The sequence below is a fragment of the Roseibium sp. SCP15 genome (assembly GCF_040329435.1).
GTDB lineage: Bacteria > Pseudomonadota > Alphaproteobacteria > Rhizobiales > Stappiaceae > Roseibium.
The window spans coordinates 1291310-1314008 of record NZ_JBDZYI010000001.1 but is presented as its reverse complement, the minus strand read 5'-3'; the positions used below and the strand labels follow the sequence as shown (position 1 = coordinate 1314008).

19 protein-coding genes and 1 tRNA gene are annotated in these 22699 nt (G+C 54.2%); 16 read left to right on the top strand and 4 right to left on the bottom strand.

Going from position 1 to position 22699, the window contains the following annotated elements:
- Positions 1-218: 218 nt before the first annotated feature.
- From tpiA to ABLO27_RS05890, 7 genes are all read left to right on the top strand, one after another.
- Positions 219-977 (top strand): triose-phosphate isomerase, encoded by a 759-nt coding sequence (tpiA, locus tag ABLO27_RS05920; RefSeq protein WP_353031233.1) that lies wholly within the window; start codon positions 219-221, stop codon positions 975-977.
- A gap of 110 nt (positions 978-1087) precedes the next feature.
- Positions 1088-1468 carry a preprotein translocase subunit SecG gene (secG, locus tag ABLO27_RS05915; protein ID WP_353031231.1) on the top strand — a complete coding sequence of 127 codons (381 nt, stop codon included), beginning with the start codon at positions 1088-1090 and terminating at the stop codon, positions 1466-1468.
- A gap of 133 nt (positions 1469-1601) precedes the next feature.
- Positions 1602-3230: a CTP synthase gene (locus ABLO27_RS05910; protein ID WP_353031230.1), complete on the top strand. Its 1629-nt coding sequence runs from the start codon at positions 1602-1604 to the stop codon at positions 3228-3230.
- A 30-nt stretch (positions 3231-3260) separates the two neighbouring features.
- Positions 3261-4085 (top strand): VOC family protein, encoded by an 825-nt coding sequence (locus ABLO27_RS05905; RefSeq protein ID WP_353031229.1) that lies wholly within the window; start codon positions 3261-3263, stop codon positions 4083-4085.
- Between the two features lie 191 nt (positions 4086-4276).
- A complete protein-coding gene (locus ABLO27_RS05900; RefSeq protein ID WP_353031228.1) occupies positions 4277-5440 on the top strand; it encodes an efflux RND transporter periplasmic adaptor subunit in 1164 nt (387 codons plus the stop codon).
- Positions 5441-8590: an efflux RND transporter permease subunit gene (locus tag ABLO27_RS05895; RefSeq protein ID WP_353031227.1), complete on the top strand. Its 3150-nt coding sequence runs from the start codon at positions 5441-5443 to the stop codon at positions 8588-8590. It begins immediately after the preceding gene.
- Positions 8591-9009: 419 nt separating this feature from the next.
- The gene (locus ABLO27_RS05890; RefSeq protein WP_353031226.1) at positions 9010-9306 is read left to right on the top strand and encodes a hypothetical protein; all 297 of its coding nucleotides are present in this window, start codon (positions 9010-9012) and stop codon (positions 9304-9306) included.
- 451 nt (positions 9307-9757) lie between these two features.
- Here ABLO27_RS05890 and ABLO27_RS05885 read toward each other — a convergent pair.
- Positions 9758-9833: transfer RNA gene (locus ABLO27_RS05885), tRNA-Lys, on the bottom strand.
- 374 nt (positions 9834-10207) lie between these two features.
- On the opposite strand from ABLO27_RS05885, the gene ABLO27_RS05880 reads away from it, so the two are divergent.
- The 3 genes from ABLO27_RS05880 (at position 10208) to ABLO27_RS05870 (ending at position 12666) form a co-directional block, all read left to right on the top strand.
- Entirely contained in the window at positions 10208-10501 is a 294-nt protein-coding gene (locus ABLO27_RS05880; RefSeq protein WP_353031225.1) for a hypothetical protein, read from the top strand.
- A gap of 309 nt (positions 10502-10810) precedes the next feature.
- Positions 10811-11791 (top strand): TAXI family TRAP transporter solute-binding subunit, encoded by a 981-nt coding sequence (locus ABLO27_RS05875; protein WP_353031224.1) that lies wholly within the window; start codon positions 10811-10813, stop codon positions 11789-11791.
- A 134-nt stretch (positions 11792-11925) separates the two neighbouring features.
- Positions 11926-12666, top strand: coding sequence for a cytochrome c biogenesis CcdA family protein (locus ABLO27_RS05870; protein ID WP_353031222.1), 741 nt, complete (start codon positions 11926-11928; stop codon positions 12664-12666).
- A 126-nt stretch (positions 12667-12792) separates the two neighbouring features.
- Here ABLO27_RS05870 and ABLO27_RS05865 read toward each other — a convergent pair whose 3' ends face one another.
- Complete coding sequence (locus tag ABLO27_RS05865; RefSeq protein WP_353031221.1) at positions 12793-13989, bottom strand: hypothetical protein; 1197 nt, start codon at positions 13987-13989, stop codon at positions 12793-12795.
- A 175-nt stretch (positions 13990-14164) separates the two neighbouring features.
- On the opposite strand from ABLO27_RS05865, the gene glmU reads away from it, so the two are divergent.
- The 4 genes from glmU (at position 14165) to ABLO27_RS05845 (ending at position 18630) form a co-directional block, all read left to right on the top strand.
- Entirely contained in the window at positions 14165-15520 is a 1356-nt protein-coding gene (gene glmU / locus ABLO27_RS05860) for a bifunctional UDP-N-acetylglucosamine diphosphorylase/glucosamine-1-phosphate N-acetyltransferase GlmU (RefSeq protein ID WP_353031219.1), read from the top strand.
- Between the two features lie 117 nt (positions 15521-15637).
- Entirely contained in the window at positions 15638-17464 is a 1827-nt protein-coding gene (glmS, locus tag ABLO27_RS05855; RefSeq protein WP_353031218.1) for a glutamine--fructose-6-phosphate transaminase (isomerizing), read from the top strand.
- Between the two features lie 66 nt (positions 17465-17530).
- Positions 17531-18109, top strand: a complete 579-nt coding sequence (locus ABLO27_RS05850; RefSeq protein WP_353031217.1) for a hypothetical protein — start codon at positions 17531-17533, stop codon at positions 18107-18109.
- A gap of 44 nt (positions 18110-18153) precedes the next feature.
- Positions 18154-18630: a GNAT family acetyltransferase gene (locus ABLO27_RS05845; protein WP_353031216.1), complete on the top strand. Its 477-nt coding sequence runs from the start codon at positions 18154-18156 to the stop codon at positions 18628-18630.
- Between the two features lie 106 nt (positions 18631-18736).
- Here the strand turns inward: ABLO27_RS05845 and ABLO27_RS05840 are convergent, their stop codons facing one another.
- Positions 18737-19117 (bottom strand): YbaN family protein, encoded by a 381-nt coding sequence (locus tag ABLO27_RS05840; RefSeq protein ID WP_353031214.1) that lies wholly within the window; start codon positions 19115-19117, stop codon positions 18737-18739.
- A gap of 143 nt (positions 19118-19260) precedes the next feature.
- Between ABLO27_RS05840 and ABLO27_RS05835 the strand changes: the two genes are divergently transcribed.
- Positions 19261-19998: a DUF502 domain-containing protein gene (locus ABLO27_RS05835; RefSeq protein WP_353031213.1), complete on the top strand. Its 738-nt coding sequence runs from the start codon at positions 19261-19263 to the stop codon at positions 19996-19998.
- On the opposite strand, the gene recG is transcribed toward ABLO27_RS05835, so the two are convergent.
- The gene (gene recG / locus ABLO27_RS05830) at positions 19999-22101 is read right to left on the bottom strand and encodes an ATP-dependent DNA helicase RecG (RefSeq protein ID WP_353031212.1); all 2103 of its coding nucleotides are present in this window, start codon (positions 22099-22101) and stop codon (positions 19999-20001) included.
- A 261-nt stretch (positions 22102-22362) separates the two neighbouring features.
- Between recG and ABLO27_RS05825 the strand changes: the two genes are divergently transcribed.
- Entirely contained in the window at positions 22363-22680 is a 318-nt protein-coding gene (locus ABLO27_RS05825) for a succinate dehydrogenase assembly factor 2 (protein ID WP_353031211.1), read from the top strand.
- Positions 22681-22699 lie beyond the last annotated feature (19 nt).

Below are 22699 nucleotides of genomic sequence, written 5' to 3'. Positions count from 1 at the left end.
TTCTTGTTTTTCAAACGGCCGGATTTTCTGCCCGGTTGGTGGACCGGTCCAGGCCGGAGCGGGCGGATCATAATGAGCTGTTGCCGCCGCTGCAAGGCAGCCTGGCATAAACTTCGGAAAGGAAAACAAATTACTGCGCCAAAGAAGATTGCAACGGAACATTGCATCTGCTCTATAGGCGGCAAATGAACGACCACTCTCCGGGAGATGACACGATTATGAGCGCAAAAATCAAACCGCTTGTGGCCGGCAACTGGAAAATGAATGGCCTGAAGTCAAATCAGGCAGAATTCTACAAGATGATTGCCGGAATTTCCGATGATCTGTCCGAATCTGTTGATTCCATGATTTGCGCGCCGGCGACGTTGGTTTCCCTTCTTGCGGACAAGGCCGAAAGCGCCGGCATTTCTGTGGGGGGACAGGATTGCCATGCGGAAAAGTCCGGCGCTCATACAGGCGATGTCTCAGCCGAAATGCTGCAGGACGCTGGCGCCACTGCCGTGATCGTTGGGCACTCAGAGCGCCGGACGGACCACGGTGAGACTGATTCTGACGTAAACGCCAAAGCACAAGCGGCCTGGCGTGCCGGCCTTGTGGCAATTGTTTGCGTTGGCGAGACGGAAGCAGAAAGAAAAACCGGCAGGGCGGTTGACGTTGTTGAACGTCAGCTGAATGCCTCTGTTCCCGATGGTGCGACCGCCGAAAACACTGTGGTTGCCTATGAGCCGGTCTGGGCCATCGGTACCGGGTTGACACCGACAGCAGCTGATGTCGAGGAAATTCACGCAGCCATGCGGGGCAATCTGGTGAACAGATTGGGTGCCAATGGATCTGCGATGCGGCTGCTTTACGGCGGTTCGGTCAAACCCGGAAATGCCGGGGAATTGATGGCCGTTGCCAATGTAAATGGTGCCCTTGTCGGGGGTGCCAGCCTTAAAGCCGACGACTTTATAGGTATCCTTTCTGCGTATTCGTGATCCGCAAGCTCTTGAAGCTTCTGTGATCAAGGCGCAATTGAAGGGTGGAAAGCTGGCGTCGTCTGGTGTAGAAGGCCGCCAATCTTGAATTCAATACAGAATGGCATTCGATGGAAACCGTAGTCATCGTTATCCACTTGATGGTCGTGTTGGCCCTGGTGCTTGTTGTCCTCCTGCAGCGTTCCGAAGGTGGTGCGCTTGGCATTGGCGGAGGCGGCGGCGGCGGACTGATGTCCAGCCGGGGTACGGCCAACATCCTGACCCGGGCAACGGCGATCCTGGCAGTGGCCTTCTTTGCAACATCGCTGACGCTAAGCTTGATCGCTCAGAATCAGGAAAGACCGGGTTCCATTCTCGATGCAGCTCCAGTTGCCACCGATGGCGCGCCCGCTACGACGGACGGTGGAGCAGAAGGTGGTACCGGCGGTATCCTCGATTCGCTCAAGCAACAAAGCGAACCTTCCGGACCGCAGGTCCCGGCCGCGCAGTAACGCGGCCGCGGCGGCCGTCCGGCCCTTTCGCCTGACATATGCCCTGCGGCTGAACTCGCAGGGCATTTTTATGTGTTAAGAACGCAACTCCCGAGTGGCCAAGCGGCCTTCGGCAAGGATATGGTATTGTTCCATGGCGCGATACATTTTCATCACTGGCGGCGTGGTCTCCTCGCTTGGAAAAGGTCTTGCTTCTGCAGCACTGGGCGCGTTGCTTCAGGCACGCGGCTACAAAGTACGCTTGCGCAAGCTTGATCCCTACTTGAACGTGGACCCGGGCACCATGAGCCCCTATCAGCACGGCGAGTGCTTCGTGACTGACGATGGGGCTGAGACCGACCTCGATCTGGGTCACTACGAGAGATTTACCGGGCGCCCTGCCAACCAGCAGGACAACATTACGACCGGTCGTATCTATCAGGACATCATCGCCAAGGAGCGGCGTGGTGATTATCTGGGCGGTACAGTCCAGGTCATTCCGCACGTTACCGACGCGATCAAGAACTTCGTTCTGACCGGCAACGAAGATTATGATTTCGTTCTGGTCGAAATCGGCGGCACCGTCGGCGATATTGAGGGGCTGCCTTTCTTCGAAGCCATCCGCCAGCTTGGCAATGACCTGCCGCGTGGGGACGTCGTTTATGTTCACCTGACGCTCATGCCTTACATTCCGAGCGCTGGCGAAATGAAAACCAAACCGACGCAACACTCTGTGAAAGAGCTGCGTTCCATCGGCATTCAGCCGGACATTCTGATGATCCGTTGTGATCGGCTGATCCCGGAGAATGAAAAGCGCAAGCTCTCTTTGTTCTGTAACGTTCGAGAAAGTGCGGTCATCCCGGCATACGACGTCAAATCGATCTACGACGTGCCGATCGCTTATCATGCGGAAGGGCTTGATGACGAAGTTCTCGCAGCCTTCGGGATCAAGGGCGCCCCGGCTCCCGTACTCGACCGCTGGAAAGGAATATCCAATGCGGTTGCAAATCCGGAAGGCGAAGTGAAAATCGCGATCGTCGGGAAATATACGGTTCTGAAAGACGCGTACAAATCCCTGATTGAAGCGCTCGTGCACGGTGGCATTGCCAACAGGGTCAAGGTCAACCTGGAATGGATCGAATCTGAAACCTTCGAGAAAGAAGATCCGAGCCCTTATCTCGAGGGCGTCCATGGCATCCTGGTTCCCGGTGGTTTCGGTGAGCGTGGCGCTGAAGGAAAGATTGCTGCGGCTCATTTTGCCCGCACACGAAATATTCCGTATTTTGGCATCTGCTTCGGCATGCAAATGGCGGTTCTCGAAGCTGCGCGAAACCTTGCCGGGATTACCGAAGCCAATTCCACTGAATTCGGCCCGTGCAAGGAGCCAGTTGTCGGTCTTATGACCGAATGGACCAAGGGCAACGAGAAAGAAGTGCGTAATGTTGATGGTGACCTCGGCGGAACCATGCGCCTCGGAGCCTATCCGGCAGCACTGAAGCCTGGGTCCAAGATCGCTGATATTTACGGTTCCACAAGCGTGTCGGAGCGTCATCGCCATCGCTACGAAGTAAACATTGGCTACCGCGATCAATTGGAAAAATGCGGATTGAATTTTGCCGGCACTTCTCCGGACGGCGTTCTACCCGAAACAGTCGAAATCGATGACCACCCGTGGTTCGTTGGCGTGCAGTACCACCCGGAACTGAAATCACGCCCGTTTGATCCGCATCCGCTGTTTGCCTCCTTTATCGGAGCGGCGATTCAGCAAAGCCGTCTGGTCTGATTGTTCGAGTTTGTATTGAGGGAAGAAGACATGGTACGCGGTCTTGATCATCTCGTAGTTGCGGTGAAGGATCTCGAGGCTGCGGGCCAGGCTTACGAGAAGCTCGGGTTCACCGTTACGCCGGAAAACCGGCACCCATGGGGTACGGCGAACCGCCTGGTTCAGCTTGATGGTTTCTTCATTGAACTTCTGAGCGTTGCCGAACCGGAGTTGATTTCGGAATCCGAAGGAAACGTCTTTTCCTTTGGTGCCTTCAACCGAGACTTGCTCAAATCGCGGGAAGGGGCCAGCATGCTGGTTCTTGAGAGCAAGGATCCTGAAATCGATCGCCAGGAATTCGGCAAGGCGGGACTGAAGGTCTTCGACCCTTTTTCATTTGAGCGGATTGCTCACTTGGCAGATGGGTCGACTGCCAAGGTCGCGTTTGATTTGACCTTGCTGCACGATCCCTTGAGCCCAGAGATCGGGTACTTTACGTGCCACAACAGGTATCCGGAGAACTTCTGGAAACCCGCGTTTCAGCAACATGAGAACGGTGCTCAAAACGTGAAATCCGTCTACATGCTCGCCGGAGATCCTTCGGACCACCATGAGTTTCTTGGGGGCTTCACAGGGCAGCGGGAAATGCGTGCAACCAGCCTGGGACTGGAGCTGGAGACGCCACGCGGCAGGATTTCGGTTCTCAATCCCACAGCCTTCCGTTCTTTGGTAGGAGAGGCTGCGGCAAACGCGGTGCCTGGCAATCTTCCCTTGATCGCTGCCCTGGAAATTTCCTGCGCTTCGCTGACTGAAACGAAAACAGTTCCGGCAGACGAGCTGTTTGGCCTCACGTTGATCCTGTCTCCGGCAAGCTGACAGCCGAAAGCATCTCACAGTTGTGGCAAAACTCTCTGGTGGTGCGGCTAGCTGGATTGAAAACGCGGCGTAACTTTTGCGGTTGAGGGATCGTCCTTCCGACAAAATTCGCTTGTTGAATCAACCAGTCCTTTTATAGTGAACTTCGATTATGCGCTTGGCCAGATCGGCCAGACAGCGGAGCTTCACGAATGACCTTTCTGCGTTTTGCCACTTTTTCCCGTCCTTTAATCCTTGCAACGGCAGCTTCTGCCTTCCTTGCTGCCTGTTCCGACGACTCCAAACAGGCCGAAGCGCCGGCCCCACCTCCGCCTTCTGTAACGGTTGCGAAGGTCACCTCTCAGGACGTTCGGCAGAGCGAGCGCTTCGTAGGACAGATCGCGGCGGTCGACCAAGTTGATCTGGTTGCGCGGGTAAGCGGCTTCCTTGAGAAAAAGGCGGTTCCTGACGGGTCGTTCGTCAAGAAGGACGAACTGCTTTTCACGATTGAAAAGGCCGAATATGAAGCTGCACTGACCAAGGCAAAGGCTGATCTTGCAAGTGCCAAGGCGGATGCTGCGCTCAAGGCTGCTGATGAGAAACGCGACAAGGACCTTTTCGAAAAAGGGCACGTCTCCGAAGCTGCCTATGAAGCGACACTTGCACAGAAGCAACAGGCAGACGCGTCGGTCGAAGCTGCCCAATCCGCATTGCAGCAGGCTGAGCTCAATTTGAGCTACACTGACATTTCTGCGCCGTTCCCGGGACAGATCGGCAAATCGACCTATAGCGTTGGGGAAGTCGTCGGTCCGACGACGGATTCTCTGGCCAAACTTATCCGCCTTGCGCCGGTTTACGTGAATTTTTCGGTGAGCGAGGCGCAGTATCTCAATGCTGTGCAGACACACAACATCACCCCGGCTGACATTGCGCCGGAAGATGCACCTGCCATCAGCCTGATCCTGCCGAATGGTGACAAGTATGGCGAGGTCGGCAAGATCGTATACATCGACAATCAGGTCGACGCGACGACCGGGACAATTTCGTTCCGCGGTCAGTTCGAGAACAAGGATGTTCGCCTCCTGGCAGGCACCTATGTCACCGTCGTTCTGGAAGCTCCCAACACGGAAACCGAGTTGGTGGTGCCGCAGGCCGCGATTCAGCGCGACCAGCAGGGCTCCTTTGCTCTGGCAATAACGCCGGACAAGAAAGTGGAGCAGAAATATGTCGAGCTCGGTCCTCAGGTCGAAACAAATTTCGTCGTAAAGAAGGGACTGGACGAAGGCACCGAGGTGATTACGGAAGGTTTGCAGAAAGTGCGGCCTGGAGTTGAGGTTACACCTGTTCTTGAAGCCAAGCCGGCGGAGCAAAGCTAAATGTTTTCTCGCTTTTTTATCTACCGGCCGAAATTCGCGCTGGTTATTTCGATTGTTATTACGATTGCCGGTATCCTCGGATATCTTGCGCTTCCCGTTGAGCAGTTTCCGGACATCACGCCTCCGGTGGTAAACGTTTCAGCGACCTATACCGGTGCGAACGCCGAAGTTCTTGAGGAAACGACGGCCGCGCCCATTGAGGCGCAGGTGAACGGCGTCGACGACATGATCTACATGCAGTCGACGAGTAACGACAGCGGCAACTATTCGCTCAACGTCACATTTGCGGTGGGGACGGACCCGGACATTGCGACGGTTAACACGCAGAACCGGGTCAGCCAGGCGACAAGTCAGCTCCCGAGTGAAGTGACTGCAAATGGCGTGACGGTTCAGAAATCCAGTACCAACATGCTGCTGGTCGTCACGCTGTATTCGCCGAACGGTACGTATGATGAGGTGTTTCTTTCCAACTACGCCTCCATCAATCTGAAGGACTCGCTCGCTCGTGTTCAAGGCGTTGGCCGCGCCGACGTGATGACGGATTTCGCGTATGGCATGCGCATATGGCTTGATCCGGACAAGCTGACCAGCCTCAACATGACGCCGAGCGACTTTATCGCGGCGGTCCGTGATCAGAACATCCAGGTGGCAGCCGGTCAGATCGGTGCTCCTCCGGTGCCGGATGGCCAGCAGTTCCAATATACGATCAAGGCCAAAGGCCGGTTGGCGACAGCTGAGGAGTTCGAGGAAATCGTTCTAAGAACCGGCGAAGATGGTGCCGTCGTGACGATTGGCGATGTGGCCAAAGTCGATCTCGGGGCTCAGTTCTACAACGCTTCCGGTGAGTTCAACGGACAACCGTCTACAGTTCTTGCGATCTATCAGGCCCCCGGTGCAAACGCCCTGCAGGTAGCCGAGAGCGTGCTGGCGCGTCTTGAAAGCCTGTCACAGGCGTTTCCGGACGACATGAAGTATGCGGTGCCGTTCAATACGACGGACTTCGTGGAAGCTTCGCTGAACGATGTGATCGCGACGCTGTTTCTGACCTTCCTGCTCGTTGTGTCGGTGGTATTCATCTTCCTCGGCAACTGGCGTGCAACTATCATTCCAACGGTCGCAATTCCGGTTTCGCTGATCGGTACCTTTGCCGTTCTGCTGGCCCTTGGCATGTCGCTCAACACGGTTTCCCTGTTCGCGCTTGTTCTTGCGATCGGGATCGTGGTTGACGACGCGATCGTGGTCGTTGAAAACGTAGAGCGCATCATCGCCGATGAGGGGCTTCCACCCAAGGAAGCGACAGCCAAGGCGATGGAGCAGATAACCAGCCCGGTCATCGCAACCACGCTGGTGCTGCTGGCTGTGTTTGTCCCGACAATATTCATGCCGGGAATTACCGGCCGGCTCTATTCGCAGTTCGCTGTCACGATTTCCGTATCCGTGGTGATTTCCTCGATCAACGCGCTGACGCTTTCACCAGCTCTTTGTGGCTTGATCCTGAAAGCTCGCTCGGGTCCGCCGCGCGGAATCATGGGTCTTTTCGATCGCGGCATCATGAAGGTTCGAGACGGCTATACGGCTATTGTCCGACGGCTTGTGAGGGTTGCCTTTATCGGTGTCCTGATTGTTGCCGGCGTTGTCGTCATGATCGTCACGCTTGGTGGGTCTTTGCCACAGGGCTTCCTGCCGTCGGAAGACCAGGGATATCTGATGGTTGATGTGCAGCTTCCAGATGGAGCCGCGCTTGAACGTACAGAAGTGGTGACCGACCGGGTTGTCGAGCTCGCGCGCAACACGGCCGGGGTGGAAAATGTGGTGATCGTGAATGGGTTCTCCATTCTGAACGGCGCAACATCTTCCAACGCCGCTCTTGTGATTGCGACCATGAGCAATTGGGAAGAGCGCCAGGAACCCGATCTGAAGATTGACGCTATTCTCGGGAAGTTCTGGGCCGAGTTTTCGACCATTCCCGGAGCAAACATCATCGCGTTCAACCCGCCTCCGATCCCCGGACTCGGAACGACGGGTGGTGTTCAGATGATGCTTCAGCAGACCGGCGGCGGCACTCCGCAAGACCTGGCATCGGCTGTCGGGTCCATGGTCTATTCCGCGAACCAGAGCCCTGATATCGCAAGGGCGTATTCAACCTTCCGGGCAAATGTTCCTCAGGTCTTTGTCGATCTGGATAGGGAAAAAACCAAAACGCTCGGCATCGACGTCGCCGAAGTGTTCACGACACTCCAAGCCTATCTTGGCTCCTACTATATCAACGACTTCAACATTTTCGGGCGCGTCTACAAGGTCATGATCCAGGCTGATGGCCAGTACAGGAACCGGGTGGATGATATCGGTAGGCTCTATGTCAGATCGACTGACGGAACCATGGTGCCGATGCGCAGTATTCTGACGACGGAAAATGTTCTCGGGCCGCAAATTCTGACCCGTTACAACATGTTCCGTGCAGCTTCTGTCATGGCAGATCCTGCGCCCGGGGCTTCCACAGGTGTTGTCATCAATGAGGTTGAGACCGCCGCTGCAGAGGCATTGCCTCCCGGATACACTTACGAGTGGACAGGCACCGCCTTGCAACAGCTCGGCTCCGGCCAGATCGTAATGTTCATTCTTCTGCTTTCCATCCTGTTCACCTATCTGTTCCTGGTGGCACAGTATGAAAGCTGGACGATGCCATTGGCGATCCTCATGTCTGTGTCCTTCGCGATCTTCGGTGCATTGACCGCGGTGTTCGTCACGGGCAGTGACGTCAATCTCTATACCCAGATCGGTATGATCATGCTTGTTGGCATGGGGGCGAAGAACGCGATTCTGATTGTCGAATTTGCAATGGAACAGCGCGATAGCGGCAAATCGATCCGCGATGCGGCTGTCGAAGCAGCACATCTGCGCTTCAGGGCGGTGATGATGACAGCGCTGTCGTTCCTTTTGGGCGTCGTCCCGCTGATGACGGCTTCGAGCGCTGGAGCTGCCAGCCAGAAGGCCATTGGGTTCGCTGTCTTTGGAGGAATGCTCTTTGCAACGTCGATTGGGGTTCTGTTGATCCCGATCCTCTATGTCAGCCTTCAGGGCATGCGCGAGCGGGTTAAGAAGATGCTTGGCGGAGAGGGGCATACAAGCCGTAGCGCCCCTGCCTCCTAAAGTCAGAGGCAATAGCAGATTTGCGGATCTGGTTTTTGCATAATCATTTGCGGTTCGAGTTTGCGGGCGTGGAGGAGATCTCCAGGCCCGCTTTCTTTTTGTTTTCTGAATGGAAGACAGTTGAACAGCCATGATGCGCGGCATCGGATGCTGAAGAATGCGAATTGCGCATGGTGACGTGATCTAGAGGTCTTTGAAACGTGCCAGGCGCAAAGATGTGTCTTGCCGCCTTTTTGTTCTCCCGATCATATGTTTGTCTTCTGACCGTGATTCTGGGGAAACGCAAGCAACCCGCATTGCACTTTGCTGGCATCTTGAGATGGTGCGTCTATCGCAGGTTCTAATCAGGTATTGGGGATGCGCATGATGGCGATGGAGCGCTGCAAATTCCCGATAACGGCCCTTTGGAGACATAAAACATGACTGGAATGAGTGAACTTGAACGGCAACAGGTGAGCAACTCTATCGGCGCGCTCAGCAATGGTCTTGCCGATGCACTGGTGAGGCAGCACGTGGCCATGTCGCTGCTGAAATACCTTGCCAAGGACCACCTGGAGAAGAAAGACGATCGGGCAGCAGCCAAGAAGCTTCTGCGTGAGATGACCGCCAGAGACGCCGAAGTTCTGAGCAAGAAAGAATTGCAGCCGAACGATCTTCAGGAAAAGTCTATCAAAGATCTCATCAGCAAGATGCTGACTGAAATCCTGGACGATTGACCTGAAAGCATGCTCACTCCCATCTCAAAACCGGGGGTGAGATCGAAACGGACCTGGTTCCGTTTCAACGCGTTCTCTTGTGCGCTTCCAAAGCATTTCGAGAAACGACTGAGTCACCTATCGCTACCTGAAATCAGGAATTTCATCGCGATAGGTGATACTCCTTGTTTCAAGGTCCTCGCGAAACGCTGTCACTGATTTTCAAACTTTACTGATTGGTATCCGCCAAGGGTTAGCCGAAGTGTACACTGGAGCGATTGGCGCCTTGGATCTGGTCCACGGAACAAGTGCATAAGGGTACATTCTCTTTAAGAACATCTGAGCTTGAGCGCATTGGTCTTCGAGTACCTGTTCTGCAGCCGCTAGGAAAATACAAAGAAATCCGATCCGACCCATTGGTCAGGTTTCAGTGATTTACCGCTATGTAGGTGATTGATTTTTTGGGGAAATTTGGTGAGCCGACAGGGGTTCGAACCCTGGACCTACTGATTAAAAGTCAGTTGCTCTACCAGCTGAGCTATCGGCTCTCACCAATTTCCGGGGCGGTTGGTGCGTCGTTGGTTCGTTGCTCCACCGCGTTGGTGGCGTGTGTTTATGCCGACATAGAGGACATTGCAAGAGGCAATTTTGTTTTTTTCAACAGCCCTGCGGAAAACTCTGTGATTTAAAACTTTTGATCGCAAAAAATGACATGATTTGCGCTCACAGTGTACGGTGCGGAGTAATAAATTAACTTATTCAAACTGATCGGTAGAAAAATAGAAATTAAAACTACGATCTGCAATTGTTAATAGTTAACTATATTCGGAATTAGTTTAATAATGAGCGTTCTCTTGCGAAAACTGTCAGGTAGCGCAATATAGTTTTGTACGGTAACGTCGTCGGGCACATGAGAGGTTACATGCAGACAACACCCTTAGACAATCATACGAACTCCATAGAGTTTGATTTTGTGAAAGGTCATATCGCAGCGACGATGACCCTGATTCACGGTCTCATTGATCAGGGGCTGATCGACCGTAATCACCTGGATTCATTTTTTGCTTCCTTCCTAGGCGATCTGCCGCACAGCCGGGAAACATTCGGGCTGAGGCTCATTCTTGATCAATGGCGTCAGGGATTGCGGGAAGGCGAAACAGAAGAAGCACTGAAAGGAAAACTCTTCGAAGTCATAAATGGTGGGCGCACGAATTGATACTTGAATGGAATGACCGGCCAAGGGTGGGGCCGGAACATTTCCGCAGTCCGATTTTATTGTGAGGCGCATCGGCGCCTTTTTTGTTGCCAGCTCAGCCGTTAACGCCCGAAGAGCTGGTCACCACACTGGCTCGTCGAACCCGCATTGGGCAGACAGCACTGGTTTGTTATCCGTTCCAGACTTAAAGATATCAGAGGCGGACACAAATACGGGCTATGTGAGCTGATGCGTTTTGAGGCGATTTCCAAAATTTTCGGCGAAAGCAAAACTCAGCGGAGCAGAAACTGGGTAAGTTGCAAATCCCGTATGTTGATGAATGTGCTTGCGATCCTGTTTGTGACCGCCGTTGGCCAGGCGAATGCCTTCGAACAGAATTTCATCACGATAGGAACCGGCGGCGTAACCGGCGTTTATTATCCGGCCGGTGGGGCGACCTGCAAACTTCTGAACCAGACCAGGGAGGACCATGGCGTCCGTTGTTCTGCTGAAGCGACGTTGGGGTCCATTTCAAACATCCGGAAGCTTCGTTCGGCTGATGTCGATTTCGGGTTCGTACAATCCGACTGGCGGCACCATGCGTTCCATGGGACGTCCAGGTTCGCCGAGGAGGGTGCCCTTGACAGCTTGCGCTCCGTTTTTTCGCTGCACCCGGAAGTCGCGACGCTTGTCGTCAGGAAGGACACGGGCTTCGAGGCTCTCAATGATCTGAAAACCGCGCGCGTGAATGTTGGCCGCAAAGGGTCGGGCTCCGAAGCATCCTGGAACGTTCTCGTCGATACGATTGGCTGGACCGTGGCTGACAAGAAGAACCTGACGCATCTGGGGTCTTCGGAACTGGCTGACGCCCTGTGTGCGGGAAAGATCGATGCATACTTTGCGCTGATTGGTCATCCGGCTGCGTTGATTGAGGAAACGCAGTCGCTCTGCAACATTCGCCTGATCGGGTTTGACGAGGAAGCGGTACAGCTTCTCACCGGGGATGTACCTTATTACTCGGCGACGGCGATCCCGGCTGGCCTCTACGGGCAAAATGATGCTGTTCCTTCGTTTGGCGGTGCAGCCTCACTGATGACGTCCGAAAAAATGCCTGATGACGTGGTCCATACCGTGGTCGAGACGGTCTACAGTAATTTCGAGGATTTCCGAAAATTGCATCCGGCTCTTGCGCAGTTGAACCCGGTGGATCTGGCTGCGCAAGAAAACTCAGTGCCGCTACATCGTGGCGCATTGAAGTTTTTCCAGGAACAAGGCTTATTGCCGGAAAGTGGCTCCGAGAAGACGGACTAAGCATGAAAAGCGCATTGCTCTCCAAAAGGTGAGTGGCTTTTGTATTTGTGTCAAAGCTTCAAGGGACTAAATCAGTGTACCTCTAATCGGACCGGTTTCGACCGGAGGTACCACGCAATAGACCGGAAATTCAGATGATTCAGGATGTGACGATTATTGGCGCCGCTTTGGCCGGGGTCTTGTCCTTCGTATCCCCTTGTGTTCTTCCTCTCGTGCCGCCTTATCTGGGCTTTCTTGCCGGCGTTTCGCTTGAACAGCTAACCGGTGAGCAGGAAGACAACCAGTCGGCAACGAGAAGCGTCTTTTTCAGCGCCTTGGTGTTTGTTCTTGGGTTCTCGACAGTTTTCGTGCTCCTCGGGGCAACGGCGAGTTTTCTCGGTCAGTTCATCAGATCGTATCTGGATTATCTGGGCTACATCGCCGGTGCGGTTGTTATCGTCATGGGGCTGCATTTTCTAGGCGTGTTCCGGATCGGACTGCTCTATCGGGAAGCCAGGGTTCATGTAGACAAAAAACCTGCAGGTCCGCTTGGCGCATATCTGATCGGCCTGGCATTCGGCTTTGGCTGGACGCCATGTGTCGGCCCTATCCTTGCTGCTATTCTTTTCGTTGCGGGGACAGAAGACACTGTGGGGCAGGGCGCATTGCTCCTCAGCGCCTATGCAATCGGACTGGGCATACCTTTCTTGCTGGCAGCGTTGTTTGCAGGTCCGTTCCTGAACTTCATGAAGCGTTTCCGCAAGCATATGGGTGCAGTGGAAAAAACCATGGGCGGCGTTCTCGTCCTGACGGGCGTGATGTTTTTGACCGGTCAGATGGCGGTGTTTTCATACTGGCTTTTGGAGACTTTTCCGGCGCTTCAGGTGATCGGCTGAAGTCGAAGTTTCAGATGAAATGAAACAAAAAAGCCCCTTTGCACCATGCGCATTGGGGCTTTTTTTGTTCAATTACGCTCACCAGTTCCGCAACAGCACAACTTTCGATTTGAGAAACCGAAGCCCCTACAATGCGGTGTCTCTGAACTCGGCAGCTGTCACCAGGGAATCACCTGCGTATACGGCAGGGTGGCAAAGCTCTGTTGTCTCAAGCAATTGCAGGCAGGCAATCGCTGCGTCAGCCGCATTGCCGAAGGGGCCGACAAGCAAGGAAATACCACCTTCGGCAATCTGGCGTTCCAGCAACAGAGGTCGAAGATCGCGCATGCGCTCTTCGTTTTGGCTCTTGAAATCCGCCCAGGCTTTTGCAGCCGCAGCCGTGGAACTGTAGTGACCTATCACTGCTCCAAAGTCACTTCGCTTGATTTGGCCATTTACCCGGCCTGACGGCTCTGAAGGCGTTACGATCGTGGGAGCTTGGACAGTTTGAGCAGGCGACAGGTCAAAGGTGTCCGACGCAGGATCTTGCGCGGGATCTGGAATAGATCCGGTGGTTACCTGTTCATCTGTTTCTTGTGGCAGGGTTACGATTCGAACCGGCTCAGGCGAGATCTCGACCGGAGCGCCCTTTGACGCTGTAGCTTCGGTTTTCTGATCGAGTGCGACGACACGAGAGGGTTGTTGCCTGGTTTGCGGATCTTCGTCCGGAGTAGCGGCTATTGAACCAGCAACTTCCTGCTCGCTCTTTGCGCCAAGTGGAACAGTCGAAGAAGGGTCGATCACAATTTCGCTGTGCGGCCGGGAAGGTGGCTGCACATCTGTTTTGATTACGCCGGGAACAGGCTCTATCGCTGGACCGGTGTTTTCCGTTCTGTCTCCAGTTTGAGCGCTCGAGCCGATGGAAGCTTGCTTTTCGAGTTCCGAAATCCGGCGCGAATAGTTGGCATTCTGCTCTGAGAGGGCAATCAGGCGGCGGCGCAAGCCGGCTATTTCCTTCTGCAACACTTCAATCTGACTTTGCTCAAGGTTCTTCGAAGGGAACCGGATTTCGTTATCGTGGACCTGATAGATCTCAACAGGCGTTCTTTGTTCTATTGAAGCAGTCGTTTCAACGTCGCCGGCAGGCGGAAGGGAAACGCCCGAAGGAAACAGCTTTGCCGGTGCCAGCGTGAAAGGTTGAGTTCCAAACTGATAAGATGCAAGCCCGACAGTGCCCATGATCACAGCAGCAAAAGCCCAGGACAAAAGACCGACGCGCGACGGTGTGAACGTGTCGCGGACGGTGTCCCGAAGGTTACTATTTGGGTCCTGTGGCTCAAACAAGAGTTCGGTTTCCGGATCCAGTGGGCGAATCTTTAAAACGATAGCCTATGAATTGCCAATTATGGTTAACGAAACAGAAACTTGAGCGATCAGGCAGTCAGATCTTTCAATGTTCTGTGGATCGGGGCATATAGAGGGCGTTCACGCACGATTTCCCGGACAAAACGGATCTTTCATGACAACGCGTTCCTGCCTTTCCATCATTCTCGCCGCCGGACTTGGAACTCGAATGAAATCGGACCTGCCAAAGGTCCTGCACGAAGTTGGTGGACTGCCCCTGGTCGGCCATGTGTTGAAGGCGCTGAAAGATGCCGGATCGGAGCGGGTGTCGGTGGTGACCGGACCCGAAATGTCGGATCTTGAGACGCTGGTCTACAAGCTCGCACCACATGCGCGTTGTTATGTGCAACATGACCGTTTGGGAACCGCTCATGCGGCGCTCGCTGCCAAACCCGCCCTTGAGTTCGAAGCGGATGATGTCCTGGTGTTGTTCGGGGATACACCGTTGGTTACACCTCAAACAATCGGCAAGGTTCGGCAGGGCTTGCAAAACGGTGCCGACCTGGTCGTGCTCGGTTTTGAAACCGAAAAGCCGTTCGGATACGGTCGCCTGTTGCTCGAAAATGATCGCCTGGTTGCGATCCGGGAAGAAAGAGATGCCTCTGACGAAGAGCGGAAGATAAAGCTTTGCAACTCCGGCATTATGGGATTTTCCGGCAAACATGCCTTGTCATTGTTCGAAGCAATCGGAAATGACAATGCAAAGGGTGAGTTCTACCTGACGGATGCCGTCGAGATTGCGAATGAGCGTGGCTTGAAAGTGATTGCAGTTGCAGGAAGCGAAGTCGAGACTCAAGGCATCAACACCCGCGGTCAGCTGGCTTCGTGTGAGGCCGATTTTCAAAATCGCATGCGGATTGCAGCTATGGAAAATGGGTGCTCGCTATTGGCGCCCCAGACTGTTTTCTTTTCCCACGACACAGAGCTCGAAGCAGACGTTGTCGTTGAACAGAATGTCGTTTTCGGACTTGGGGTGAAGATTGCTCAAAGGGCGAAAATCCGGGCATTCAGCCACCTGGAAGGAGCAACCGTCGGTGCAGGTAGCGTTGTTGGTCCCTATGCCAGACTTCGCCCCGGCGCCGTGCTTGGCGCCGATACCCGTGTCGGCAACTTTGTGGAAATAAAGAATGCGACTTTCGGGGCAGGGGCCAAGGCAAATCACCTGAGTTACATTGGCGATGCCAGCGTAGGTTCAAAGTCCAATATTGGTGCTGGAACGATCACCTGCAACTATGATGGCTATATGAAATACCGCACTGAAATCGGTGCGGGCAGCTTTGTTGGATCCAATTCCACGCTCGTTGCTCCGGTCAAACTCGGAAACGGCGCCTTTGTGGCGGCCGGGAGCACGATAACCGACGACGTGAATCGTGACTCCATGGCGTTCGGGCGAACCCGGCAAGTTGTCAAGGATGGCAAAGCCAAACAGTTGCGAGAAAGACTGCAGGCAGCCAAGGATGCAAAATCCTGAGACCGGTCAAACCGTCGATCCCTTGTTATTTTCTGAAACAGGGATTGATTTCAGATGATACGCCACTGTCGTCTAAAGCAGTGCGTCTATTGGTTTTTTTAAAAAAGGGCATTTTCTATGTGCGGAATTGTTGGTGTCTTGGGACGTGTCGATGCTGCACCGCGTATCGTGGATTCGCTCAAACGGCTTGAATATCGCGGTTACGATTCCGCTGGCGTTGCCACGATTTCGGATGGTGCGCTCCTGAGACGCAGAGCGGAAGGCAAGCTTCGAAATCTCGAAGCTGTGCTGGAAAAATCTCCTATGGCCGGTACGAGCGGTATCGGTCACACCAGGTGGGCGACCCACGGAGCCCCGACGGTTGCCAATGCACATCCCCATCTGGCGGGTTCGGTTGCTGTTGTTCACAACGGTATCATCGAAAACTATCTCGAGCTGCGTGATGAGATCGTCTCGACGGGTGCGGTACTGAATACAGAAACCGATACCGAGGTTGTCGCGCATCTGGTGAATCTGGCGATGGCCAGAGGTCTTTCGCCGCAAGACGCGGTTTCCGAGGTTCTTCCGCGGTTGAAAGGGGCGTTTGCACTGGCGCTGCTCTTTGAGGGCGAAGAAGACCTTCTTATCGGCGCGAGAAAAGGCTCACCCCTGGCGATCGGCCACGGGGAGGGGGAGATGTTCTTCGGCTCGGACGCCATTGCATTGTCGCCGTTCACTGACCGGATTACCTACCTTGAAGAAGGTGACTGGGCCGTTCTGACACGTTCGAGCGTTCAGGTTTATGACCTTGACAATGAACCTGTGTCCCGTCCTGAAGCCAAGTCTTCTGTTACTTCCAGCCTGATGGACAAAGGTAACTACAAGCACTTCATGGCAAAGGAAATTCATGAGCAACCGGAAGTTCTTGGCCATACGCTTTCAAGATACTTCGACTACGGTAGCAATCAGGCCAACGTGGCGGGATCTGAGCAGCTGAAGTTCAAGGACCTGTCGAGGCTTATTATTACCGCGTGCGGAACCGCCTACCTTGCAGGGCTGGTTTCAAAGTACTGGTTTGAAAAATATGCGCGGCTGCCGGTTGAAATCGATATCGCCAGCGAGTTCCGTTACCGGGAGACTCCGGTGGGCGACCAGGATGCAGCTCTGTTCATTTCCCAGTCGGGCGAAACGGCAGATACGCTTGCATCCTTGCGCTACTGCAAAGAAAACGGTGCAGCAATCGGCGCGATCGTCAATGTGCCAGAGAGCACCATCGCACGCGAAGCCGACATGATCTTCCCGACGATTGCCGGTCCGGAAATCGGGGTGGCATCGACGAAGGCCTTTACATGCCAGCTGGCTGTTCTTGCGGCCCTTGCTCTTCAGGCGGGGCGTGAAAGAGGCGTGTTGAGCGCTGAACGCGAACAGCAACTAGTATCCGAGCTGACCGAAGTGCCCAGCCTTGCGCTCAAGGCTCTTACCGCTGAAAGCGAAATTGAAAAGCTTTCCCAACCGCTTTCCAAGGCTAACAACGCACTTTATCTCGGGCGGTCGACAAGTTTCCCGCTCGCACTGGAAGGTGCATTGAAGCTCAAGGAACTCTCATACATCCATGCGGAAGGTTACGCGGCAGGTGAGTTGAAGCACGGCCCGATTGCCCTGATCGACGAAAACATGCCGGTTTTCGTTATCGCTCCCTTCGATGCCATCTACGAGAAAACTGTCTCGAATATGCAGGAAGTTGCGGCACGCGGCGGAAAGATTGTTCTAATCACCGATGAGCGTGGAGCTGCTGAAAGCGGAGGGGCAGCGCAGAATACGGTTATCCTTCCGGAAATGTCCGATATGGTCGCACCGATCATCTATGCACTTCCGGTGCAGATGATTGCGTATCATACGGCTGTGTTCATGGGGACGGATGTTGATCAGCCGCGCAATCTGGCAAAGTCTGTGACAGTTGAATAAGGCCCTCTTTCTCGCATAGTACTTGTTCTGCTGCTGGCAGCAGAACAAGCCGAGGAGAAAACGGCATTGAGAACGGTACCGAGTGCGGGCGCGCTGCTCCTGATTACTTTGATCTCTGTGTCGCCCGCGCATGCCGAATGCGAAGTGCCGAACTTCAGGTCGTTCGAGCATGTTCGCTGGAGTGTGGGCGACCCGCTGCACTATGACGACGCCAAATATGGTTTCGCCATTCCGTTCCATGCTCACCATGCCAAGGGGACGTTCTACGTTTATGATTTCAATGTTAGCGACCCAACATCGCGTGACGCGGACGAGCAATTGTCGCGCGCGGTCTACGAAGTCGACTACCTGACACAGAAACTCATCCCTGGAACAAAACTCTCCGATCCATATCTGGTTCCCCAGGAGTATTACGGAGGTTCTGCTATCGTCGGCAACGCTGTGTATTTCGTGACGTCCTTTGAGGCGACAAATACGGTCACTATCGCCAGCATGGGATTGCTACATGGATGCTTTCACAAGATCAGGTACACCCAACCTGTGTCCTCGACTGACCCTACAGACGTTGTGGATGGGCTCACCGGTTTTTCGGATCTGGTCCATTCCATGCAAGAAGCATTGTTGAAAACAGGTTATGTCCAATAGACCTGCGGTAGACGGTATTGGCCTTATCCGTTGCGCTATGACCAATGGGACGGATTTTGAATTTGGAAACGGGTAAATCGGAATTGACCAGCATCCAAAGTCCAACGATCTGCAAGTTTGAAGAAACTCACAGGGAAGGCGTCATTTCTCTTTGGGAAAGATGCGACATGATCCGGCCATGGAATGACCCTGACAAGGATATTGACCGAAAACTGACTGATAGGAACGGTGGCTTCTTCGTTGTTATCGTGAAAGACACCGTCATTGGTTCCGTCATGGTGAGCTACGATGGACATCGCGGTTCCATCTACTACTTAAGCGTCGATCCCGATTGTCAGGGCAAAGGTCTGGGCAAGCTCCTGATGAAGCATTGCGAGGAGTTTCTGCTTGAACTCGGTTGTCCCAAGATCAACTTGTTTGTGCGACAGGGCAATGAAGCCGTGATGGAGTTTTACCAGCAACTCGGGTTTTCGCCTGAAGCGGCAGTTCCATTGGGCAAGAGACTGATCCCAGATATCTGACGGGAGCAGGATATTTCTCGCAATGCCCGCGCCCACAGACCGAACATAATTGACTGAGCGACCGGCGCTGCCGCTGCTTCACGCGGGGTTCGATCACAAGACCTGACTATTCGGCCGGTTTTTTCGATGCTCCTGATGGGCGGGTAACAACATAGGTTGCGCATCCCATCATGACCACGGCAACAACTACCGCCAGCCACAGGTCTGGCGTGGCGGAATACAGAAACAGGCCATAACCGAGTGTCATGCCCGCAAGTGCGATCATCTTGGATCGAGGCGTGATCGCTCCGTGTTCACGCCAGGCAATTACCGGCGGTCCGAATACGGGATGGCTCAGAATTTTCGCCTCAAGTGCTGGTGAAGACCGAGCAAAACAAGCCGCTGCCATAATGAAGAAGATGGTGCTCGGAAGAAGAGGCAGGAAAGCCCCTACAATTCCCACTCCAACACAGCCGGTTCCCAGAATTTTGAATGTGGTTCGCCGCAAAACTGCCTCCGGTTCCGGCATTTTTCGGGTATACCGCTGAAAATAATTCACACGAAGGATACCGTGCTGCGATAAAGATGACTATCTAAGTACGGGTTACGTGAAAGACAAGCACACATAGGGACTTCGAGCAGATTTCGCCCATGAGCCGGCATAAACATAAATCAGATGACACGCCTATCATAGGCCATAGGCCAGGTGCGGCAACGCGTCTTCGAAACTACTTTTTGACCGGGTTGGTCATTACCGGTCCGATCGGTATCACCCTCTGGTTGACCTGGACCTTCATCAAGTGGGTCGATGGATGGGTAAAACCGTTTGTACCCAAAGTGTACAACCCCGACACCTATCTGCCGTTCCCGATCCCGGGTTTCGGATTGATCGTTGCGATATTCGTTTTGACGATCGTCGGTTTCCTGGCAGCGAACTTTCTCGGTCGCAGTCTGATTTCGGTGGGTGAGAATATTGTCGGCAGAATGCCGCTGGTTCGCAATATTTACAGTGGCCTGAAGCAGATCTTTGAGACTGTGCTTGATGAGCGGGGCAACAGTTTCACCAAGGCTGCTCTCGTTGAATATCCCCGCCGTGGATTGTGGGCGATTGTCTTTATTTCGACTGAAACCAAGGGCGAAGTTGCAAAGCGGTTGAAGGACACGGCCCAAACCGTTTCCGTCTTTCTGCCAACGACACCGAATCCGACATCAGGTTTCCTGCTTTTCGTTCCGAAGGAAGATGTTGTTGAACTCTCAATGACAGTTGAAGAAGCGGCAAAGCTCGTGATTTCTGCCGGGCTTGTCAGTCCGGATCTGCCGGACATTCTGGAGGACGTGATTGCCGAGCCGGAGAAGCTGGAGAGAATACGGAAACGGGAACAGGCCTGATTATCCCGCACGCAGCAACCGGATCGCGGCGTCTCTGCCGAACAGATAGAGCAAGCACCGAAGAGCTTCTCCACGCTGGGATTTGAGCTCGGGGTCCGTCTCGAGAATGAGACGTGCATCATCTCGGGCGACTTCCATCAGGTCCGCGTGTTCGTCCGCGCGTGCTATGCGGAAACCGGGTGTTCCGGATTGACGGGTCCCCAGGATTTCACCGCCCCCGCGAAGTTTCAGGTCTTCCTCGGCAATCAGGAAGCCGTCATTGGTTTCTCGCATGATGTTGAGGCGTGAACCCGCGGTTTCGCCCAAGGGGCCCTTGTAAAGAAGGACGCAGGAGGAGGGTTTGTCACCACGTCCGACACGGCCTCTGAGCTGATGGAGCTGCGCCAGACCGAACCGTTCCGCATGTTCAATCACGATGATTGTGGCATCAGGTACGTCAACGCCGACTTCGATCACTGTGGTTGCCACAAGCACCTTGGTCAGACCCGACTTGAAATCCGACATGGCTGCGTCCTTTTCCTCTGCGCTCATGCGTCCATGAACCAGGGAAACACGCTGGCGAAGCGCGTGTTCGAGAACGCGATGCCGATCCTCGACCGCTGCCAGATCTATTTTTTCAGATTCCTCCACCAACGGACAAACCCAATAGACTTTCTGTCCATCTGCAATCGCAGAGCCGACCCGGCCAATGATTTCGTCCAATCGGTCAAGTGAAACAGAAACGGTCTTGATGGGTTTCCGGCCTGCAGGTTTATCCGTCAGGCGTGACACGTCCATGTCTCCGAAGCAGGTCAGCACCAGTGTTCGGGGAATGGGCGTTGCCGTCATGACGAGAACGTCGACACCCTGTCCCTTGCCCGACAAGGCCAGTCGCTGGTGAACCCCGAACCTGTGTTGTTCGTCGACCACGACCATGCCGAGGTTCTGGAACGCCACCGATCCTTGAAAAAGGGCGTGTGTGCCGACGACTAGATCAATCTCACCAGCATCCAGTTGCTCTTGACGAACACGCCTTTCCTTCTGCGTATCTTTGCCAGTCATGAGCGCCAGGCGAATGCCGGCTTTTTCGCAAAGCGGAAGCATGGAAGCGTAGTGCTGCCGAGCCAGGATTTCGGTCGGTGCCATCAGGGCTCCCTGCGCTCCCGTTTCAATGACCTGCGCAAGCGCCGCTAGGGCAACAACAGTTTTGCCTGCGCCAACATCGCCCTGTAATAGGCGAAGCATGCGGGTGGGTTCTGCGAGGTCCTCGTTGATTTCCTTGATCGCGGTTGCCTGACTGCCGGTCAGTTCAAACGGGAGGGCCTTGATAACGGCCCGTTGCAACGCTCCGCTCGGAGTGCGGGAAATGCCGCCCAGAGTGCGCATGTTGGCCCGCACCATGGCGAGGGCAAGCTGGCTGGCAAGGAGTTCGTCATAGGCCAGGCGTTGCATGTATGGGGATTGAGGATCGAGATCCTCTCTTTCCTTAGGAGCGTGCAAAGTTCGCAGGGCCTCGGAAAATTCAGGCCAGCCGGTTTTGTGCAGGTAGGCCTCGTTCAACCACTCGGGCAAAACCGGCAGTTTCTCAATCGCGGCCTTTTCTGCCTTTTGCAGTGTTTTGGATGCCAGTCCGGCAGTCAAAGGGTACACCGGTTCGATCGCAGGCATTTGAGCTGCTTCTTCCGGCTTCAGCGAATAGTCGGGATGCACCATTTGCGGACGATCGTTGAACCACTCCACCTTGCCCGAGACGATGCGCCGCTCTCCTTCCGGAAAGGTCTTTTCGAGCCAGTCACGGCGGGGGTGAAAGAATACGAATGTAATCTGACCGGTATCGTCGTGTGCCGAGATTTTATATGGCGCTTTTGAATGCCTGGGCGGCGCCATATGCCGTCCAATTACAACGTCCAGCGTTACGATGTCGCCATTTTCCGAATACGCGATGCCAGGTCTGTGGCGACGGTCAATGAGGCTGTGAGGAATATGAAACAGCAGATCTGCAACGGTTGCCTCCCGGTCCGGCTGGCCTCCAACCAGTCCTGCAACCAGTTTGGCTATTTTCGGTCCAATCCCGGGCAGAGTGGAAACGGGAGCAAATAGAGGATCTAGGACCGGAGGGCGCATATCTGCTTTATGAAACCTGTTTTTGCCGAATTGGGCATGAAGACAGACCAGTTCTGCCACGAATTTTGGCGCATGTGCAACATGAGGAACAATAAGTGAACAAATTTCTGTTTGAATTGAGATGATTGTATCAAGAAACGCTGACAAGAAAGCAACGGGACGCTATATAGATTTCCGAAATCACCAAAGAGCCGGCTTGCCTGTCGAGACAAAAACGTCTCCTGTGCACAGTCGGCTAAAACGCATGCGTATAGGCCTTCCATGTCAGAAAGCTCCGAGACAAATTCCGACCTGTCAGAAGACCGTCGGGACCCGCGGTTGAAAAAGATCCTGTTCCGGTGCTGGCACCGGGGCATGAAGGAGATGGATCTTCTTCTTGGTGGGTTTGCCAATACGCAAATCGACAATCTTACGGAAGAAGAACTCCTGGAACTTGAGCATCTTCTGACAGCCCACGACCAGGACCTCTACGCCTGGATGACGGGGCGGAAACCGTTGCCTGAAGAATGGGACGGTCCGCTCTATCGCAAAATCATCGCCTATCATGAAACATCCGGCCCGGCCGGATTTGCCAGATAATTTTACAAGGACGGGTAGC

What these genes read in the sequence shown, in the direction of transcription:
- ABLO27_RS05905 (WP_353031229.1), top strand. Translation starts at nt 3,261, where the DNA reads ATGGTACGCGGTCTTGATCATCTCGTAGTTGCGGTGAAGGATCTCGAG.
- ABLO27_RS05875 (WP_353031224.1), top strand. Translation starts at nt 10,811, where the DNA reads ATGTTGATGAATGTGCTTGCGATCCTGTTTGTGACCGCCGTTGGCCAG.
- ABLO27_RS05825 (WP_353031211.1), top strand. Translation starts at nt 22,363, where the DNA reads ATGTCAGAAAGCTCCGAGACAAATTCCGACCTGTCAGAAGACCGTCGG.
- ABLO27_RS05835 (WP_353031213.1), top strand. Translation starts at nt 19,261, where the DNA reads ATGAGCCGGCATAAACATAAATCAGATGACACGCCTATCATAGGCCAT.
- ABLO27_RS05895 (WP_353031227.1), top strand. Translation starts at nt 5,441, where the DNA reads ATGTTTTCTCGCTTTTTTATCTACCGGCCGAAATTCGCGCTGGTTATT.
- ABLO27_RS05900 (WP_353031228.1), top strand. Translation starts at nt 4,277, where the DNA reads ATGACCTTTCTGCGTTTTGCCACTTTTTCCCGTCCTTTAATCCTTGCA.
- ABLO27_RS05890 (WP_353031226.1), top strand. Translation starts at nt 9,010, where the DNA reads ATGACTGGAATGAGTGAACTTGAACGGCAACAGGTGAGCAACTCTATC.
- secG (WP_353031231.1), top strand. Translation starts at nt 1,088, where the DNA reads ATGGAAACCGTAGTCATCGTTATCCACTTGATGGTCGTGTTGGCCCTG.
- ABLO27_RS05880 (WP_353031225.1), top strand. Translation starts at nt 10,208, where the DNA reads ATGCAGACAACACCCTTAGACAATCATACGAACTCCATAGAGTTTGAT.
- ABLO27_RS05870 (WP_353031222.1), top strand. Translation starts at nt 11,926, where the DNA reads ATGATTCAGGATGTGACGATTATTGGCGCCGCTTTGGCCGGGGTCTTG.
- ABLO27_RS05910 (WP_353031230.1), top strand. Translation starts at nt 1,602, where the DNA reads ATGGCGCGATACATTTTCATCACTGGCGGCGTGGTCTCCTCGCTTGGA.
- recG (WP_353031212.1), bottom strand. Translation starts at nt 22,101, where the DNA reads ATGCGCCCTCCGGTCCTAGATCCTCTATTTGCTCCCGTTTCCACTCTG.
- glmS (WP_353031218.1), top strand. Translation starts at nt 15,638, where the DNA reads ATGTGCGGAATTGTTGGTGTCTTGGGACGTGTCGATGCTGCACCGCGT.
- tpiA (WP_353031233.1), top strand. Translation starts at nt 219, where the DNA reads ATGAGCGCAAAAATCAAACCGCTTGTGGCCGGCAACTGGAAAATGAAT.
- glmU (WP_353031219.1), top strand. Translation starts at nt 14,165, where the DNA reads ATGACAACGCGTTCCTGCCTTTCCATCATTCTCGCCGCCGGACTTGGA.
- ABLO27_RS05845 (WP_353031216.1), top strand. Translation starts at nt 18,154, where the DNA reads ATGGGACGGATTTTGAATTTGGAAACGGGTAAATCGGAATTGACCAGC.